This window comes from Abyssisolibacter fermentans (assembly GCF_001559865.1).
Taxonomy (GTDB): domain Bacteria; phylum Bacillota; class Clostridia; order Tissierellales; family MCWD3; genus Abyssisolibacter; species Abyssisolibacter fermentans.
Map to the genome: position 1 here is coordinate 13291 of NZ_LOHE01000101.1, position 18718 is coordinate 32008.

Genomic DNA, 18718 nt, shown 5'->3' on the forward strand with positions numbered 1-18718 from the left:
AAAAATATTTTTGCTAAGTTCTATAAATCTTAATAAATCTATTGCTCAAATAAAAATATTTTATATACAAAACTCCACTTTTATATTTTTTAAAGTGGAGTTTTGTAATATTATATTTTCTCTGACCAGAGAATAAATCTAATCTCAGCAACCTTCTTTAACAGGAAGAGAATTTTTCACCCATCCATTTAACATTCCACCCTTAAGTGAACATGCATCATAACCTAGTAATTTTAGTAGGGATACTATTTGACCAGCTGATTGACCAGAATAACAAATAACAATTATTTTCTTATCTTTTGGTAAGACATCTATGCATTCTCCAACGTCATACCAAAAAATGTTTACAGCTCCATCTACATGACCTTTTTTAAAATCCTCCTCTTTTCTAATGTCTAAAACAAACAAATCCTTCGGGTTTTGTTTGATTTTTTCATTTAAAGACTCGCACGAAATAAGATTATTACACCCTTTTTCGCAATCTTCAAAATATTTTGCAACTGCCTGATTTATGGATGTCATACTAAAAAACCTCCTTATTGAAATAATGAAACATATATATATTTCTATACAATGTAAAAAAAACCTTTAAATATCAATACAAATTTTAAAGCAACAAATAATATTGTAATAAATATTATCAAATATAAATATAAATTTACTAGACCCTGATTATTTAATATAACTCCCCATACTATGTTGTATAATTGTGAATTATGAGCAGAGAACTTAAATTTATTTTAGTTCTCTGCTTAATATCATAGATTTTAGTTCTCTACACACAGTATCTAATTTTATAAATAATCTGGGTTTAATTATTATCTGGAGATGGAGGCTAAAATATGTATTATAAACCTTGGTTTAAATTAAGTTGTCTATATGTAGGTAGTGTTGTAGGAGCTGGTTTTGCATCTGGACAAGAAATAATGCAGTTTTTTGCCATATATGGTTATAGAGGCATATTTGGTGCTATTATATCTTGTACATTATTTATGATAATAGGAAGTATTATATTGATAAAAACTTATGAGTTAAAATCAAATGATTATACTTATCTAATTAATCCAATTTTAGGACCTAAATTTATAAAAATATTTGAAATAATAGTTTTATTTTTCTTATATATTGGATACTGTGTAATGCTTGCTGGTTCAGGTGCAATAGCAGTTCGAATACTAGGCTGTAATGTTAATATTGGTATTTATATTATGTCTGTTGCAGTTTTTTTAGTAATAATTAACAACGTAGAAGGGTTAGCTACAATAAATACTGTTTTAATACCATTTTTAATTTTAGCTATAATAATTATTGCATCACTAACTATGAAATCGCAGGGTAAAATATATTTTAGTAATTTACACGGAGCAAAAGTATTTAGAAAGGATTGGTTTTTTTCTTCGATTTTATATGTAAGTTATAATAGCATACCTGCTGTAGTTGTATTATCTACAGCATTATCAATAATACCTAATAGAAAAACTGCTTTGCTTGGGGGAGTTTATGGAGGTATAATTTTATTAGTAATGAGTTTGTTCATAATTGTACCTCTATTGATATTTAGCACTGATTTATATGGAGTAGAAATTCCTATGCTTAAAATTGCAGGAAGATTAGGTAGGTTTGCCGAATATACATATAGTCTAGTATTGTTAATTGCAATGTATACAACTGCAATAGGAAATGCATTTGGATTTGTAAAAAGATGTTCACAATTATTAAATGTTAAAATATATATTGTAGCAGCTGTATTTTGTATAAGTGCAATACCATTATCAAAATTTGGTTTTATAAAACTAGTAAAGATTATGTACCCTTTGTTAGGTTACATAGCTATAGTGTTATTTATTACTATTGTTTTAAAGGATTTTTGCTTACTATTTATTAAATTTTTTAGACGATATAATAAAGCTAAGTTATAAGCATGAATTTTAAAGTTTTCGTTTACTAATAAGAGTTCTATATGATAAAGGGATAAAATATATAAATAGGATGGACGAGCTTTTGGAGGTTTTATAATGAAGAAAATAAGAAAACTTAATTATAAGTTTATAATTGTGTTAATTCTATCAATAATAATTATAATAAGTGTTTTTAAAGTAAATGTAATAAAGAGTGTTTTCAGTAATTTAGATGTAGAAATTCACCATAGTAAAAGCTTTGATTTAAAAGGTTCTAAACCTACTAAAGTACATGCTTATATAGACGGTGTAGTGTATTATTCTAATAACAAAATTTCACTTTCAAATTATTCTGGACAGGAGGTATGGAGTAAAGTTATAGCATACGCTAGTCCATTAGTTTACATGGGAGAAGATAAAATATATGTAGCTGATAGTGTTAGTGGGCAAATAAATACATTGGATACAAAAGGAGAAATAATATGGAAGTATAATCCTAAATACTCAATATCTAACATTGGCGAGGATGATGGTAATTTAATTATTCTTTCGCAGAATCTATCAGGGAAATCCAGAGTAAATATAATTAACGGAAACGGTGAAATAGTGTCAAATACTATGTTAGAAGATGGGATTGCCTTAACTGTTAGAGTATCTAATAAATATAGAGAATATGCTGTTGTATCAATAAATTTTGATAGTGAAAACATTACATGCGAAGTAAGTGTATTTGATTTCAGTGGGCAATTATTATTTATTAAACAATTTGACGGCGAATTAGTATATGATATTTGTTTTACTAATAGAGAAAAGCTTATGTATATCTCAGATAAAAGTGTTGGTCACATTGATAAACAATCTATGATTTGGAAACAAGGGTTGGAATTAGAACCATCATGTATTAACATTGATGAAAAAAAGAATAGGATATATATAGTGAATAAAAATGAACTAAAACAAATTGACTCAAATGGGAATACTTTGATAAATGCAAAACTAGATAAAGAATTTAGTAAAATATACAAAAAAGACCAATATGTATATTTGATAGATAGTAACAGCTTTTTAGTACTAGATGATTTAGGTGAAATTAAAACAAAATATAAACATAATAGTGAGATTTTAAATTTTGAACTAGTAAAAGATAATATAATACTTTTATCAGGGAATAAATGTACTATTTTAGAATATAAGTACGTTGAAAAATAGGGGGATTTGAAGTGAATATTTTGGATATAATTATAATACTTTTTTTCCTTTATGAACTTATAGTAGGGTTTTGTAAAGGTTTCGTTTCATCAGTTTTTAAGCTGGGCGGATTTATTTTAGCTATAGTTTTAACAAAACGATATTATTCCAAGGTAGCTGTATTAATATCTAAAAACACTAAAGTTTTAGAAGCTATAAATAGGTTTGCAACTGAAAAAGCAAATGCATTATTAGCTAAGGTAAGTAACCCTAATAATGTTAATGGTATATTAGAAAATATGAAATTGCCTTCACAAGTTAAAGAAGCTATAGCAAATAACAGTGGAGGTATAGGACAAGAAGCCATTGATCCTAGCTATATGCTATCATCAGTGTTTACTAATTTGATAATTAATATCTTGAGTATACTATTAGTTTTTATAATAATTAAGCTTATTATTTATATAATTTATGAAATAATAGAAAAATTCGTTGAAATACCTGGCATAAAGCAATTAAATAAAGTATTAGGTATGTTGTTAGGGCTTGTTAAAGGAATATTAATAGTATCTTTTATATTTGTAATTCTTTCACCGATTATATCGTTTACACCTGACGGGTTTATTTCAAAATTAACTGAGGGTTCTAAATTAGCTAGCTTTTTTTATTCAAATAATGTAATATTGTATATAATAGATGATTTACATATTGCTAAATTTGTTAGTTATTTAAGTTAGTAATATTATCTATATTATTCATATAACTTTGTTTAAATAATACTTAAGCGATATATGAACAATAGTTTATTATTTAGATATCTTATTTATCACAAAAAAAAGAAATTGATATTATCAATTTCTTTTAAAGGGTTGTATTGCAAAATGAAAAAATATTATAATTTTACATTTATATAAAGATAAAATATAATTGCATAATCCGAATTATCCATAAAAAATGATACATAACACATACTGATAATGTTAGGCGCATTAACTAAGCATGTCCAAATTTCATGAATAATAAGGATTAAAGAATCAATAGGATTTATATTATCAGCATAAAAATATGCTGTTATTTTTTTTAGCATAAAACGTAAATCTAAATATTGAAGCAATATCTAAAATTAAGAGGGGCAATATCGTAAAGGGTTATTGCCCCTTCTTTCAGTAATCAAAGTTATACTTGTTTATGTTCGGTTTTATACAGTTGCGTATATAGTCATATTATTAATATTGATATATGGACCTGTTCCTGTTTACACATTTGTGAATTTATTCAATATAAATTTCAACTTTTTTTTCGTTTTCGTCATCCCAATATTCAAGTATTTTTCCCTTTTTATCTTTTTCAGCTGCTTGTATAATCTTGTTTATATCTATTACATGTTTTGTTCCACATATATTTGATATATATTTTGATATAAATTTTGTACTTATATCAAGTATAGTTAATGGTATATTAGCATTTGATTTAAGTTTTTTATCTTTATTATAGACATTTATTTTTAATGTCTTGAACTCTTTATGTTCTTTATAATAATTTGTATTTAATGCTTCTAATAAGTCTAATCCATCAGATGAAGAAATCTTTCCATCTTCTATCATTTTAAGAATTTGAATTTTTTCGTCTCTATAATTTTTTGACATCTAGTTCCACCTCTTTACTTATACTAATAGAGGCATTAGAGGTTACAGCATTTATTTCAATATCAGGAGATTGTGTATCATTACTTATTGCTATAACTTTCATATTTTTATTTTTTATTTCATTGTTTTTATATACTAAACTAGGAATATCTAAAGTTATGTTCCCATTTGTAGTAACAGCTTCTATGCTATATGTTTTTGAAGTATCTTCAAGTAAAACATTTATTGTAGCATTACTACTGTAAAGATTCAAACACTTTAATTTATTTGTACTAATATTATTAGCCCATATTTTTGCATTAGAAGTTTTTGCTTTAATAGTTTGAGCGTCTAAATCCTTTAATCTAATTGAGCTGTTAGTAGTTAATAAACTTAATACATCGGAAACAATATGATCACAAAGTATAGAACCATTTTTAGTAACAGCATCTATATTACCTATATTACTTTGAATAAAATCAATACTTGAGTTAGTAGTTATAGTTTCTAATTCTTGAATAGTACAGCTATTGATTAGAATTTTTGAATTCTTATTGTATATATTAGCTTTATTGCATGTACAAGCATTCAGTTTTATTGGTGAATTTTTAGTTTCACAGAATAAGTTAGCACATTTAACATTACTCAATGTATTTTTACCATTTTTATTATTGATATAAATTCTTTCAAAGTTTTTATTTGGTAACATAATATCTAAACTTGTACTTATGTTTTTAGTATATTTAGGTGCTATAGTTATTTTATTATTGTTTTCTTGTATGTCATAAAATTCATTTGAAGGTTCTATATGATTTTTTTTATATTGACATTCTGCATCAATTTTAATATAGTCTTCATCCCATGTTTTTATAGTTACCTGGCCATTTATAGCAGAGAAGTCCAATATTATTTGTGCTGCATTTTCAATTTTTTTGGTTATAGTTTGTGTTTTCATATCATATGAACCAAATAAATTAGAAAAGCTGTCATTTGAAATAAAATTATCAAGTTTATTTAGAAGTTTGTCAGCAAAAACTGTAGCTCCTTCTGCCAAATCTTCACCAAATTTTCCAACTTTGGTACCTATTTCTTCACCTAGTTTTTCTAGTTTTTCTAAATTTGCTAGTTTTTCAATCTTTTCTTCCCATTCATCATAAATGGTTTTGTTTTTTTGGTTACTTTTTTTAGATTTGTTTTTATCTAAGTTAATTTTATAGGTATTTGATTCGCCTATTTCATTTTCATCTAAAGCTTCTAAAAGTTTAGCAGCTTCTTCGTTAGTAATTTTTCCAGATTCCAACATAGATAAAATCATTAATCTTTCATCTTTCATAATTATCCTCCCTATATAATATTATTCCTTAAGAAGTTTTACAGCTTCATCTGCACTTATTTCTCCGGCACTTAACTTAGCAAGAACGTCTTTTCTATCAACCTTTGGTGTATATTTTGCTGTGTAACCTAAGGCTTCAATAACATTTTCTAGTTTATTTCTTACAGTTGGATAAGAAATACCTAGTTCTTTTTCAATTTCTTTAATGTTACCACGGTTCTTTATAAATACTTCAACAAAATGTTTTTGATCAGGATTCAATTTGCAAAATTTGCATAATGAAAAGCTTCCTTCAATAGAGGTATCACAGTTATCACAGTGTAGTTTAGTAACATATAATTCGCTATCACAAACAGGGCATCTTCCAATTACTTCATTTTTCACAGTTAAAAACCTCCTTTTTATAATACATAGGAAATTACATTATCAAAATTGTGTTAAGCTATAATTTCCTAATGTGAATGGCAAAATTTTATATAAATCATAAATTATTTTCATTATTGACTATTAAATATTATTATCTTATGTTTTTATTTCTATAGAATTTATTACAAAAAAGATTTCAAGTTTATACATTAATAAAGTTTATAATTTACTATGCATTATGAAAAAATAAATCTATATATTAAAAAAATAGTCATATAAATTTTAAATTAATTAATATCTGCTTTTATAATATTACTAAAAATAAAAATTGTCAATAAATAAATTAATATTTTTAAAATTTATTTATAATAAATTAATTATATTTATATTTTGATTTAGCTTAATAGATAAAATTAATATATATGATGCATAATATAGATAATATTTTAATAAGTTTAAAGAAAATGAATGTTTCTGTTATCCTATAATAGGAGATTACTGCTTATTAATTAAAATAAGAGGAGATGATTAAATGAATAAGACAGTAGATGCAAGAGGATTAGGTTGTCCAAAACCTGTTATAATGACAAAAAAAGCTATAGATGAAGTAATTAGTGGAAGGATAGATATTATAATAGATAATGCTATTGCTAAAGAGAATGTTATTAAGTTAGTTAAAAAACAAAAACTAGAATATTCTGTAGATGAAAAAAATAACGAATATATAATATCGATAGTCAAAGAAGGCAGCTTCAATGAAAAAGATGATGCTCAGAAAAATTCAAATATACAGGAAAATCTTGTAGTGTCTATTAGTAATGATGTAATGGGACAAGGAGAGAGAGAATTAGGAGAAATCCTAATAAAAGGTTTTATATATACTTTAACTGAATCTCTACCATTTCCTTCAGCAGTTATTTTTTTCAATAATGGTGTAAGACTAACATGCGAGGGATCAAAGTCAATAGAAGATCTAAAGATTTTAGAAGATGCAGGTGTAAGTATACTATCTTGTGGAACATGTTTAGACTATTATGGGTTAAAAGATAAATTAAAAGTTGGTGGAGTAAGTAACATGTATACTATAGTAGATACATTAAAAAATGCTGATAGGATTATAAACATATAATATGACAATGGTTTATTTAACCCTGATTATTCAACTTTATATGAATAATCAGGGTTAAATTTATATTACATAACATATAATAGCTTTGAAATTAGGTAATATTATAATATAATTTTATTATACTTGATTAATTATGTATTAAACGAGTTGAAAACGTAGTGATACATCAATAATTATACAAATTAATAAAATAGTTTATAAAAGGAAGGTAATAAATTTGAAAAATGAGATTTATGGAGTTATTGCATTTAATTCTACACATCATGCTATAAAGGGAGAGAAGTTATTAAAAAATGTTGAAAATATTATTACTATACCTACACCTAGAGAAATAACAGCTAGTTGTGGTTTAGCTTTAAAATTTCCTTTGGAGAATATTGCTATTATAGTTAAAACGATAGCTAAAGAAGATTTAGACATTATGGGTATTTATAAAATTAAAAGAGAAGGTTTCAATAAAACTGCTGAGAAAATAAGTATTAAGGAGGAAAATATTGATTATGAATAGTATTATGAATAGTATTAATAGTAGGCTTGGCAAAGTTAACATATTAAACTTAGAAATAACGCTAATAGATATAGTAGAAAAACTAATTACTACGCTAATATTATTTATATTGATAAAAATCAGTATTAGAGCAATAAATAAGTTGATTGATAAATTTTTCAATGGACAGAGAAAACTTAAATATAAAATAGATGATAAAAAATCTACTACCTTTTCTTCTATACTTAAAAGCATAGTTAGATATACCATTTATTTCATAGGTGGTATAAATATACTTGATATTTATAATATTAAAACAGCTCCAGTATTAGCAACAGCTGGTATTGGTGGATTGGCAATTGGTTTTGGTGCACAAAATCTTGTGAAAGATATAATAACTGGATTTTTTATATTATTAGAAAATCAATATTCAGTTGGGGATTATATTAAAATAGATTCATATGAAGGTATAGTTGAGGAGATGACTATCAGAGCTACCAAAATTAGATCATTTGAAGGTGATTTACACGTTATACCAAATGGTAAAATAGAAATAGTTACTAATAAATCAAGAGGAGCTTCAAGAGCTTGGGTTGATGTCTCAATTGCTTATGAAGAAGATGTTGATAATGCAATAAAAGTTTTAAAAGAAATATGTAGTAAAATAACTAAAGAAAATGTAAACATAATAGAAGGACCGACAGTTCTTGGTGTTTCAAACCTTGGAGAATCAGATGTTGTCATATCTATAATAGCAAAAACAAAATCAATGCAGCATTGGTCTGTTGAAAGAGATTTAAGGAAATTAATAAAAAATGAATTTGATAATAGAGGAATAGAAATACCTTATCCTAAAAGAGTTATAGTAAATGAAAATGATAAATAGTAAACTAAGCTAACCTTAAAAAGCATTAATAAATATTAGGTATAAAAAATTAATAATGGAGGAAAGTTATGAAATATAATGTAGGAGATATAGTTAAACTTAAAAAAGGGCATCCTTGCGGAGAAAATAAATGGGAAATTATGCGTGTTGGGATAGATTTTAGGATAAAATGCCTAGGTTGTTCTAGACAAGTATGGTTAACAAGAAAAGATTTCGAAAAAAGAGTTAAAAAAATATTAGAAAAAAAGCTAGATGATTAAAAAAAATTAACAATTTACCAATAGCTCTAATCAGCTCCATAAAACCCATTATATACATTGAAAAATTTGTAAAACTCAAACAAAAGTAGTAAACTATATATGTATATATATGAAAATTATGGAGGTGCAATAATGGGGTTTAAGTATGCTAAGAGAATGGAAAATATTAAAGCTTCAGAAATTAGAGAGTTATTAAAATTAACTCAAAGGCCAGAGATTATATCTTTTGCAGGTGGTCTTCCGGCTCCTGAACTGTTTCCTGTAGACGATTTTAGAAAAGTTTCTGACAAAGTTCTGGCTGAAAAAGGAAGAATTGCATTACAATATGGTCCAACAGAAGGATATAATCCTTTAAGAGAAAAAATAGCTAGTAGGATGACTAAAGTAGGTGTTAAGGCAGATTTTAATGATATTTTAATAATCAGTGGTTCTCAACAAGGATTAGATTTTACAGGTAAGATATTCCTTGACAAAGATGATATTGTATTATGCGAAAGCCCTAGTTATCTTGGTGCTATTAATGCATTCAAAGCATATCAACCAAAATTTATAGAAGTACCTACAGATGATAATGGTATGAAAATGAACGAGCTAGAAGAGATAATCATCAATAATGACAAAATAAAATTCATATATGTTATACCTGACTTCCAGAATCCATCAGGAAGAACATGGTCATTAGAAAGAAGAAAGAAATTATTAGAACTATCAGAAAAATATAATATACCAATTGTAGAAGATAATCCTTATGGTGAATTGAGATATGATGGAAAGATTCCACCAGCGATTAAAGGACTTGATACGAAGGGAAATGTAATATTCTTGGGAACGTTTTCAAAGATATTTAGTCCAGGAATTAGACTAGGTTGGGTGTGTGCAAGTGAAGAAGCTTTAAATAAATATATATTAGTTAAACAAGGAGCAGATTTACAAGCAAGCACTATATCACAACTTCAATTAAATCAGTATATCGAGGAATATAGCTTAGATGAACATGTAGATAAAATTAAAAATATTTATAGAAGAAGAAGAGATTTAATGATTGATACAATGAAAAAAGAATTTCCTCAAGATGTTAAATTTACAATACCAGAGGGAGGATTATTCACTTGGGTAGAGCTTCCAGAACATGTTAACACTAGAGAATTAGCAAAGAAAGCTATTGATAATAATGTTGCGTTTGTACCAGGAGGATCTTTTTACCCTAATGCTGGAAATGAAAATGCATTTAGATTAAATTATTCTAACATGGATGAAGAAAGAATAGTTAAAGGCATAAAAATATTAGCAAAAGTTATAGAGGAAGCGTTACAGTGTGAAAAAAGTATGTAACTTTATGTAATATATGAGAAGAAGAAGACTAAATGAGTAAGCGGTTCACATATAAATAAAGATTTAGTTTTCTGCTTTAAATTAAAATATTATACTGTAAAAATGTACTTGAATTTGGTTTTCTTAAATGATATAATTAGATGATATATTTTGTCCTTGCCCATTTATTGGGCCTTTAGTCCAAAAGGAGGTGAATTAAATGAAAAAATATGAAGCTGTATTTATTTTTAGATCAAACTTAGAAGAAGCTGATAGAGTAGCATTATTTGATAAATTAAAGGGAATAATTGAAACTGATGGTTCTGTTAGTAAAGTAGATGAGTGGGGTTTAAGAAAACTTGCTTACGAAATTAAAGATCAGAGAGAAGGTTACTATATATTAATTAATTTCGAAGCTAGCCATAAAAGCATACAAGAATTAGACAGAATAACAAAGATTTCTGAACCAGTTTTAAGACATTTAATAGTAAGAGTTGAAGAATAAAAAAGGTGGTCAAACTGTATGAATAGTGTATTTTTAATTGGAAGATTAACAGCTGACCCTGAATTGAGATTTTTGCCTGGTAATGGAACTGCTGTAGCTAGATTTTCTTTAGCTGTTGATAAAGACTTATCAAAAGAGAAAAAAGCTGAGGCAGAAAGGTTGGGTAGACCTACTGCTGACTTTCCAAGAATTACTGTTTGGGGAAGACAGGCTGAAAATTGTGCTAATTATCTTTCTAAAGGAAGAATGGTTGCTATACAAGGTAGAATACAAACTGGATCCTATCAAAATGCACAAGGACAGAAAGTATACACTACTGATGTAGTTGCTGAAAGAGTACAATTTTTAGAATGGGGAGACAGTAATAGAGCGGTAGATAGGAATAGACCACAACAACAGCCACAGCAGAATGATTTTGATGCTACAGGTGGGTTTCAGCCAATAGACGATGAAGATATACCATTTTAGCTAGGTAAGGAGGGAAATCATGGCTAAAAAGAATTTTAGAAGAAAGAAAAAAGTTTGTAACTTTTGTGTAGATAAAGTTGATAATGTTGATTATAAAGACATTAATAAGCTTAAAAAGTATATTACTGAAAGAGGAAAGATATTACCTAGAAGAATAACTGGAACTTGTGCAAAACATCAAAGACAAGTTACAAAAGCTATAAAAAGAGCAAGAATAATAGCTTTATTACCATACACAGCAGAATAAAGTGAGATAAGAGAAGTTGAGACATACTTCTCTTTTTTTATAACACATAGAAGGAACAAATAGACAAATATTAGAAAAGAAAAAAAATAATGTTATGGTTTTCATCAAAAATCAGTAAATGAAAAAATATTAGATTATAGTATTATTATATTATTATTCTTACAACTAGTATTTGGGTTATACATATTTATAAGTGAATTATAGAATAAACAATTATGTTAAATTATTTGACATACCAATCAAACCTATGTAGAATTTTAATAGGTCATGCTTAGATATATTATGTAATTAGTAATAATAAAGAGTGTAATATTTATACTGGATTAATTTTATTAATTAAATTATAATTTGGTATAATATACTGGGGGGAGAAATAATGAAAAATGATGTTGACATTACTAAAAACATAAAAGTGATTGAATGGTTGAAATGTGAATTATTGGCATCTGTATCTTCATTGTTTGATTTATTAGTACATGAAGTGCAACAAAGTCAGGAGGTAATAATTGATGTTTTAGCGAATATAATTTTTGTGACTTATTTGTTAGGTAAAAGACTAGGTATATCATTTGAAAAAATAGATGCAAAGATACAAAGTAAAATAAAACTCAAAATTGTAGAAGAACATAAAATTGAAAAATGGTACGGTGATTTAAGTTTTTTATTAGAACATTTTAAAAGAAAAAGAAATTGAGGTGAGTTTCTTGAAACTAAAGAAAGAAACAAATAAAATAACACAAACTGCGGTTATAGCTTCTATAGCTATAGTATTAACTTTAGTATTTATGTACAGTTTTCCAATCTTATTAGTATTATTCCCAACAATATTTATTGTTTTAGGAGTTAAAACTGATATTAAACATTGTATATTATCATTAATAACTACATCCTTAATCATAGGTTTTTTTACTGATGTATTTACAGCACTAAGTATGTTTATCCAATTTGGTATACTATCAATAGTCATTGTATACATGATAAATAAGAAATTCAAACCTATAGAAATTATTATAGGAGGCACGATAGTATTTTTATTATCTACATCTATAATAATCACTGGCATAGGTTATATATCAGGGGTAGGTTTTGTTGATCAAGTTGAGATGATATTGAAAGAGGCATCTGAAATACAAATGCAAGTGTTACCTAAGATGAATATGACAGATATAACAACAAACCAATTAGAAAACATTATAAAAACCATGACAGAATTTACAGTGCTAATTATACCAGTGATGATTGTAGCTTTCTCATTAATATGCACATATATTAATTATTGGGCATCATTAGCAATGTTGAAAAGACTAGGTTTTATGAATATAACTATACCCAAATTCCATAAATTTAGACTACCTGATAACGTTATATTTGGTACATTAATAATATTTTTACTATCTTTAGCCATAAGATATCTAGAGATATTTTATTATGATACTATTTTTCTAAATGTTATAATATTAATTGCTTTATTTTATTTCATTCAAGGTTTGGCAGTAATAATGTATTTTTTAAATAAACTAAAAGTAAATAAATTTTTAAGAGTTATAGTATTAATAATAGTATTAATTAATATGAGCATTAATGCATTTATAGCTTTACTTGGTTTTTTAGATGCATTATTTGACTTTAGAAAGATTAAGAGGGAAGCTAAATTATAGGAGGAAAATAATGTCAAACAAATTCAATGTTAAAGACCTCATCGTAGATACTAAAATATATTTACTGATAATTGGGCTTTTAACGTGTATATTAGCATTTTATGAACCTAAAATAACAGTAATTATGTTATTCATCTTAGGGTATTTAATATATTATTATAAAAAAAATATACATCTAAGAAAACTTGAATGGACCAGTTATATTCAAAAACTTACAGATGACTTTGATTATGCTACAAGAGATTCATTATTTAACTTACCTTTACCACTTGTTATATTAAGCAAAGAAGGAAGTATACTGTGGTATAATCCTAAATTTATGGATATAATTGAGCAAAAACATTTTCTAGGAGAAAACATAAAACAGATAATTCCAAATATAAGCATAGATGACGTTTTAAATTTAGAAAAAATGAGTTCTACAGAAGCAAGTATAGGAAAAAGAGACTACAAAATATTATATAATGTAGTAAATACAAGTGAAGAAACTAATACAAATAATGCTAACTACATTATAATGCTTTATCTTGTTGACAATACAAGTTTTTCTATTCTAAAGCAGAAATATTTAGATGAAAAAACAAGCGTATGTCTTATAGAAGTGGATAATTACGATGAAGTCAGAAAAAAAACAGAAAGTTCAAGAGTTCCAGTAGTATTTGCTGAAGTTGACAAAATACTAAATGAATTTGCAAAAAGTATTGATGGCTTTATAAGGAAATATGAGCAAGACAAGTATATTATAGTATTTGAAAATAGATTTTTAAAAATATTGGAGGATGCCAAATTTGATGTATTAGATAATATTAGAAGCATAGATCAAGGTAATGAAATGCCAATTACTCTAAGTATAGGAGTTGGAGTGTTTGGTAAGAATCCAGCACAAATGTATGAATATGCTAGAGCAGCTATAGATATAGCTTTAGGTAGAGGCGGAGATCAAGCAGTTATAAAGAAAATTGAACGCCTAAGTTTTTATGGAGGAAAGAGTAAAGCAGTTGAAAAAAGAACTAAAGTCAGAGCTAGAGTTATATCTCATGCTTTGAGACAATTGATAGATCAGTCTGATAAAGTATTTATAATGGGACATAAAAATGGTGATATGGATAGTTTTGGTGCAGCTATAGGTATTGCTAATGCGGTAAGAAGCAGGGGAAAAAAAGCATATATAGTTTTAGACGACGTAAATCCACAAATAAAAAACATATACAATAGATTATATAATGAAAAGCCTGATTATTTTGATGATGTAATTACATCAAGCCAATCATATTTAAAGGCTACAGAGGACTCATTATGCGTGGTAGTAGATATTCATAGACCCAAATCTACAGAGGCTCCTAAATTACTTGAGATTATTGGTAAAGTTGTGTTGATAGATCACCATAGACGAGGCGTAGAATTTATTGACAACCCAATATTAACATATCTTGAACCATATGCATCATCATCATGTGAACTTGTTACTGAAATATTAGCCTATATGGATAATAAGATTCATTTGGATAAGTTTGAGGCAGAGGCATTATTAGCAGGTATAGCTGTTGATACAAAGAATTTTACTTTTAAAACTGGCGTGAGGACATTTGAAGCAGCTTCTCTTTTAAGACGTTATGGAGCGGATACTACTTCAGTTAAACAACTATTTCAAGATGATTTAGAGACATTTATAATGAAAGCTGATGTTGTTAAAAGAGCTCGTATAATAAACAATGAAATAGCAATTTCTTCATTTGATGAAGATGTAGATGATTACATTCTTATAGCAGCTCAAGCTGCTGATGATTTACTCAATATCAACGGGATTACAACATCTTTTGTTTTAGCTATAAAAGATAATAAAATACACATTAGTGGAAGATCACTGGGAAAAATCAATGTACAATTAGTATTAGAAAAACTAGGAGGAGGGGGACATTTGGCAGTAGCAGGTGCACAGCTATATGATGTAACCCTAAACCAAGCGGAAGCTTTAGTAGAAAAAGCAGTGACAGAATATTTAGAGGAAGGTGAAGAATAATGAAGGTAATATTATTAGCAGATGTTAAAGGACTAGGTAAAAAAGGAGATATTATAAAAGCTAAAGATGGTTATGCTAGAAACTATTTATTTCCTAAGCAATTAGCCAAAGAAGCAACAACAGGTAATATTAAAGTACTTAGTCAACAAAAACAATCAAAATTACACAAAGAGCAAGAAACTTTAAAACAAGCAGAAGACTTAGCGGATAAAATATCAAAGCTAACTGTTATAATGAAAAGTAAAGCAGGCGAAAAGGGAAGATTATTTGGATCCATAACCACAAAAGATGTATCTGATTTATTATATGAGCAGCATAAAATTAAGATAGATAAGAAAAAAATAGTTATGAAAGATAATATAAAAACTTTAGGGTCTACTTATGTTGAGATTAAAATTCATCCAAAAGTTAAAGCTAAGCTTCAAATAGACGTAGTGAAGCTCTAAACACTTATTATATATTTGTGTAAGTAATTATTTAGGTTCTCTACTTAACTTTTACAATATGTTATTCAAAGTTATATAAATTATTAGGGTTTTATTTCTGTGAATAATATGGTTTATGAATATCAAGAAGACACTGTTAAGGTGCGATAGAAAGTTTATTGCTTCGATAGACGCAGAGTTTTATTTGAAGCATTGATGTCTTATTTGATAAACTTTTTAATTAGTTTAAAGATTTGATGGGGATGATAAAATGGACGTTACAAATGATATGCTAAAAATTCCACCTAATAACCTAGAAGCAGAGCAGTCTGTTTTAGGTGCTATGATTTTAGATAAGGACGCATTGATAACAGCAATAGAACGGTTGAGTGGAGATGATTTTTACAAAGAAGCGAATAAGGAAATATTTGAATCAATATATAGCTTATATAATAAAAATGAGCCAGTAGACTTAATAACTTTAGCAGAAGAATTAACTAAGAGAGATATATTAGAAGCAGTTGGTGGTATAACTTATTTAGCTAATTTAGCAGACGGAGTATCTACGACTGCAAATATAAAAATTTATTGTGAAATTGTTGAAGAAAAGTCTATACTTAGAAGGCTTATAAAAGCATCTAATGAAATTATTGCTGAAGGATATAAGGACGAGCTAGAGTTAGATAATATAATAGATCAAGCAGAAAAGAGAATATTTGATATAACTCAAAGAAAAAGCAGTGAAGGTTTTATAACTATTAATAAAGCTCTTATGGATACACTAAATAAAATAGAAGAAATGTCTCAAACAGGTGGAGGAATAACTGGTTTACCTACAGGGTTTGTAGACTTGGATAGAAAAACATCAGGTTTGCAAAAATCAGATTTAATATTAGTAGCAGCTAGACCTTCTATGGGTAAGTCAGCTTTTACTGTTAATGTAGCACAAAATTGTGCGTTAAGATATGGTGCTTCAGTAGCTATATTTAGTCTGGAGATGTCTATAGGACAAATAGTTCAACGTATGCTAAGTGCAGAATCCCATGTAGAGTTACAAAAAATCATATCTGGTGACTTAAATGATGAAGAATGGAGTAGATTAGGCAGATCAATGGGACCATTAGGATCAGCAAAAATATTTATTGATGATACTGCTGGAATTACACTTAATGATATGAAGGCTAAATGTAGAAAACTAAAGATAGAACAAGGATTAGATTTAGTTATGATAGATTATCTTCAGTTAATGAATGGTGATGGCAGATCTGAAAATAGGCAACAAGAAATATCAGCAATATCTAGAGGACTAAAAGGTATGGCTAGAGAATTGGATATTCCTATAATTGCATTATCACAATTATCTCGTGCTCCAGAGTTAAGAGCAGATCATAGACCTATATTATCAGATCTAAGAGAATCAGGTGCTATAGAGCAAGATGCGGATGTTGTTATGATGCTATACAGAGATGAATATTATAATAAAGATACAGAGAAAAAAAATATTGGAGAAATCATTATTACAAAACAACGTAATGGTCCTACGGGAACAGTTGATTTAGTATTCATGGGTAAATACACTAAGTTTTTAAATATGGAGAGACCTAGTTAGATAAAAATAATAGTTTTTTTAAAACATATCAACTAGGGTTTAAAGATTAGGTAATAGGGTATAACTAACTTTGTATAGAAAAAGTTAGGAGGAGTATAAATGAATAATAGAATTCTTAACATAAAAAAGGATGTTAAGTGGATAGGTGTATTAGATCCTTCTTTAGTAACATTCGATGTTGTAATGGAAACTAAATATGGAACAACGTATAACTCTTATTTCATTGATGCTGATAAAAAAACTATAGTTGAAACAAGCAAAGAAACTTTTAAAGATGAATACATTCAAAAAGTAAAAAAGGTAGTAAATCCAGATGATATAGAATATATTGTTTTAGATCACACAGAACCTGATCATTCTAGCAATCTTAAACATTTATTAAGGATAGCGCCTAACGCGACTGTAGTCGCTTCAAAATCAGCTATAAATTTTTTAAAATACATGGTTGATATTGACTTTAAGTATAAAATAGTAAAAGATGGAGATACATTAGATTTAGGGAATAAAACTTTAAAATTTATATCAGCACCTTTTTTGCATTGGCCAGATTCAATGTATACTTATTTAATAGAAGATAAAGTGTTATTTACGTGTGATTCATTTGGATGTCATTTTTGTGACGAGAGGATGTTTGATGACTTAGTAGATAATTTTGATGAAGCATTTAAATATTATTTTGATGTAATTTTAAAACCATTTAGTAACTATATGCTTAGTGCTATAGATAAAATAAAAGATTTAGATATAGAAGTTATATGTCCAGGGCATGGACCAATACTAAGATCAAAACCACAAAAGTATATTCAGATGTCTAAAGACCTTTGTAGAGTAAAGGAAAAATTAAAGCAACATAAAATTTTTATACCATATGTATCAGCATATGGATATACTGGGAAAATGGCACAAGAAATTGCTAATGAAATAAAAATTGTTGATAATAATATAGAAGTAGATGTTTGTGATATTGAAAATATAGATTTATTTGAGCTAGAAGAAAAAATCGAAACTTCAACAGCTTTGTTAATCGGATGCCCAACAATAAATCAAAATATACTCCTTCCAATATATAAATTATTTGCAGTACTAAATCCTATTACAAATAGAAGTAAAGCTGCTGCAGCATTTGGTTCATACGGCTGGAGTGGAGAAGCAATAAATATAATGGAAGATAACCTAAAGAATCACAAGCTTAAGATAGCAGTACCGGGGCTAAAGGCTGCTTTTTTACCAAATGAAAATTCTTTAGAAAAATGTAGAATATTTGCTAAAGATTTTGTGGATTTTTTAAAAAAATAATCACAGG

The 18718-nt window shown here is 27.2% G+C and carries 21 protein-coding genes; 17 read left to right on the plus strand and 4 right to left on the minus strand.

Translation table 11 applies throughout. From position 1 onward, the window contains the following. Positions 1-144 precede the first annotated feature (144 nt). On the minus strand, positions 145-522 hold the full coding sequence (locus tag AYC61_RS18830; RefSeq protein WP_066506764.1) for a rhodanese-like domain-containing protein: 378 nt from the start codon (positions 520-522) through the stop codon (positions 145-147). A 320-nt stretch (positions 523-842) separates the two neighbouring features. Here AYC61_RS18830 and AYC61_RS18835 point away from each other — a divergent pair, with 320 nt between their 5' ends. The 3 genes from AYC61_RS18835 (at position 843) to AYC61_RS18845 (ending at position 3823) form a co-directional block, all read left to right on the plus strand. Further along, positions 843-1919, plus strand: coding sequence for a YkvI family membrane protein (locus AYC61_RS18835; protein ID WP_066506766.1), 1077 nt, complete (start codon positions 843-845; stop codon positions 1917-1919). A gap of 96 nt (positions 1920-2015) precedes the next feature. Then, the gene (locus tag AYC61_RS18840; protein ID WP_066506768.1) at positions 2016-3107 is read left to right on the plus strand and encodes a DUF5711 family protein; all 1092 of its coding nucleotides are present in this window, start codon (positions 2016-2018) and stop codon (positions 3105-3107) included. An 11-nt stretch (positions 3108-3118) separates the two neighbouring features. Next, a complete protein-coding gene (locus AYC61_RS18845) occupies positions 3119-3823 on the plus strand; it encodes a CvpA family protein (protein WP_066506774.1) in 705 nt (234 codons plus the stop codon). Between the two features lie 534 nt (positions 3824-4357). Here AYC61_RS18845 and AYC61_RS18850 read toward each other — a convergent pair. Genes AYC61_RS18850 through AYC61_RS18860 form a run of 3 tightly spaced genes read right to left on the minus strand, consistent with a single transcriptional unit; the run spans position 4358 to position 6428 of the window. Beyond that, positions 4358-4732: an SHOCT-like domain-containing protein gene (locus AYC61_RS18850; RefSeq protein WP_066506775.1), complete on the minus strand. Its 375-nt coding sequence runs from the start codon at positions 4730-4732 to the stop codon at positions 4358-4360. Next, positions 4716-6044: an SHOCT-like domain-containing protein gene (locus tag AYC61_RS18855; protein ID WP_066506776.1), complete on the minus strand. Its 1329-nt coding sequence runs from the start codon at positions 6042-6044 to the stop codon at positions 4716-4718. The genes AYC61_RS18850 and AYC61_RS18855 overlap by 17 nt, the downstream gene beginning before the upstream one ends. Before the next feature lie 21 nt (positions 6045-6065). After that, positions 6066-6428, minus strand: coding sequence for a DUF2089 domain-containing protein (locus tag AYC61_RS18860; RefSeq protein WP_066506780.1), 363 nt, complete (start codon positions 6426-6428; stop codon positions 6066-6068). Positions 6429-6942: 514 nt separating this feature from the next. Between AYC61_RS18860 and yedF the strand changes: the two genes are divergently transcribed. From yedF to AYC61_RS18930, 14 genes are all read left to right on the plus strand, one after another. Continuing rightward, positions 6943-7539 carry a sulfurtransferase-like selenium metabolism protein YedF gene (gene yedF, locus AYC61_RS18865; protein ID WP_066506783.1) on the plus strand — a complete coding sequence of 199 codons (597 nt, stop codon included), beginning with the start codon at positions 6943-6945 and terminating at the stop codon, positions 7537-7539. Between the two features lie 217 nt (positions 7540-7756). Beyond that, the gene (locus AYC61_RS18870; protein ID WP_066506786.1) at positions 7757-8047 is read left to right on the plus strand and encodes a putative Se/S carrier protein; all 291 of its coding nucleotides are present in this window, start codon (positions 7757-7759) and stop codon (positions 8045-8047) included. Further along, entirely contained in the window at positions 8040-8912 is an 873-nt protein-coding gene (locus tag AYC61_RS18875; RefSeq protein ID WP_066506935.1) for a mechanosensitive ion channel family protein, read from the plus strand. Before AYC61_RS18870 ends, AYC61_RS18875 begins: the two co-directional genes overlap by 8 nt. Before the next feature lie 68 nt (positions 8913-8980). Beyond that, a complete protein-coding gene (locus AYC61_RS18880) occupies positions 8981-9172 on the plus strand; it encodes a DUF951 domain-containing protein (RefSeq protein ID WP_066506790.1) in 192 nt (63 codons plus the stop codon). A 132-nt stretch (positions 9173-9304) separates the two neighbouring features. Beyond that, positions 9305-10504: an aminotransferase-like domain-containing protein gene (locus AYC61_RS18885; RefSeq protein WP_066506793.1), complete on the plus strand. Its 1200-nt coding sequence runs from the start codon at positions 9305-9307 to the stop codon at positions 10502-10504. A 199-nt stretch (positions 10505-10703) separates the two neighbouring features. Continuing rightward, positions 10704-10988 (plus strand): 30S ribosomal protein S6, encoded by a 285-nt coding sequence (rpsF, locus tag AYC61_RS18890; RefSeq protein ID WP_066506795.1) that lies wholly within the window; start codon positions 10704-10706, stop codon positions 10986-10988. 18 nt (positions 10989-11006) lie between these two features. Continuing rightward, positions 11007-11456: a single-stranded DNA-binding protein gene (locus AYC61_RS18895; RefSeq protein WP_066506797.1), complete on the plus strand. Its 450-nt coding sequence runs from the start codon at positions 11007-11009 to the stop codon at positions 11454-11456. A gap of 19 nt (positions 11457-11475) precedes the next feature. Then, positions 11476-11703, plus strand: coding sequence for a 30S ribosomal protein S18 (rpsR, locus tag AYC61_RS18900; protein WP_066506798.1), 228 nt, complete (start codon positions 11476-11478; stop codon positions 11701-11703). Positions 11704-12079: 376 nt separating this feature from the next. Then, entirely contained in the window at positions 12080-12397 is a 318-nt protein-coding gene (locus AYC61_RS18905; protein ID WP_066506803.1) for a MazG-like family protein, read from the plus strand. Positions 12398-12407: 10 nt separating this feature from the next. After that, positions 12408-13361, plus strand: a complete 954-nt coding sequence (locus AYC61_RS18910) for a YybS family protein (protein WP_066506806.1) — start codon at positions 12408-12410, stop codon at positions 13359-13361. 10 nt (positions 13362-13371) lie between these two features. After that, positions 13372-15381 (plus strand): DHH family phosphoesterase, encoded by a 2010-nt coding sequence (locus tag AYC61_RS18915; protein WP_066506811.1) that lies wholly within the window; start codon positions 13372-13374, stop codon positions 15379-15381. Next, positions 15381-15827, plus strand: a complete 447-nt coding sequence (gene rplI / locus AYC61_RS18920; RefSeq protein WP_066506812.1) for a 50S ribosomal protein L9 — start codon at positions 15381-15383, stop codon at positions 15825-15827. Before AYC61_RS18915 ends, rplI begins: the two co-directional genes overlap by 1 nt. A gap of 250 nt (positions 15828-16077) precedes the next feature. Continuing rightward, positions 16078-17415: a replicative DNA helicase gene (gene dnaB, locus AYC61_RS18925; RefSeq protein ID WP_066506813.1), complete on the plus strand. Its 1338-nt coding sequence runs from the start codon at positions 16078-16080 to the stop codon at positions 17413-17415. A gap of 99 nt (positions 17416-17514) precedes the next feature. Beyond that, positions 17515-18711: an FprA family A-type flavoprotein gene (locus AYC61_RS18930; RefSeq protein ID WP_066506818.1), complete on the plus strand. Its 1197-nt coding sequence runs from the start codon at positions 17515-17517 to the stop codon at positions 18709-18711. Positions 18712-18718: the final 7 nt, after the last annotated feature.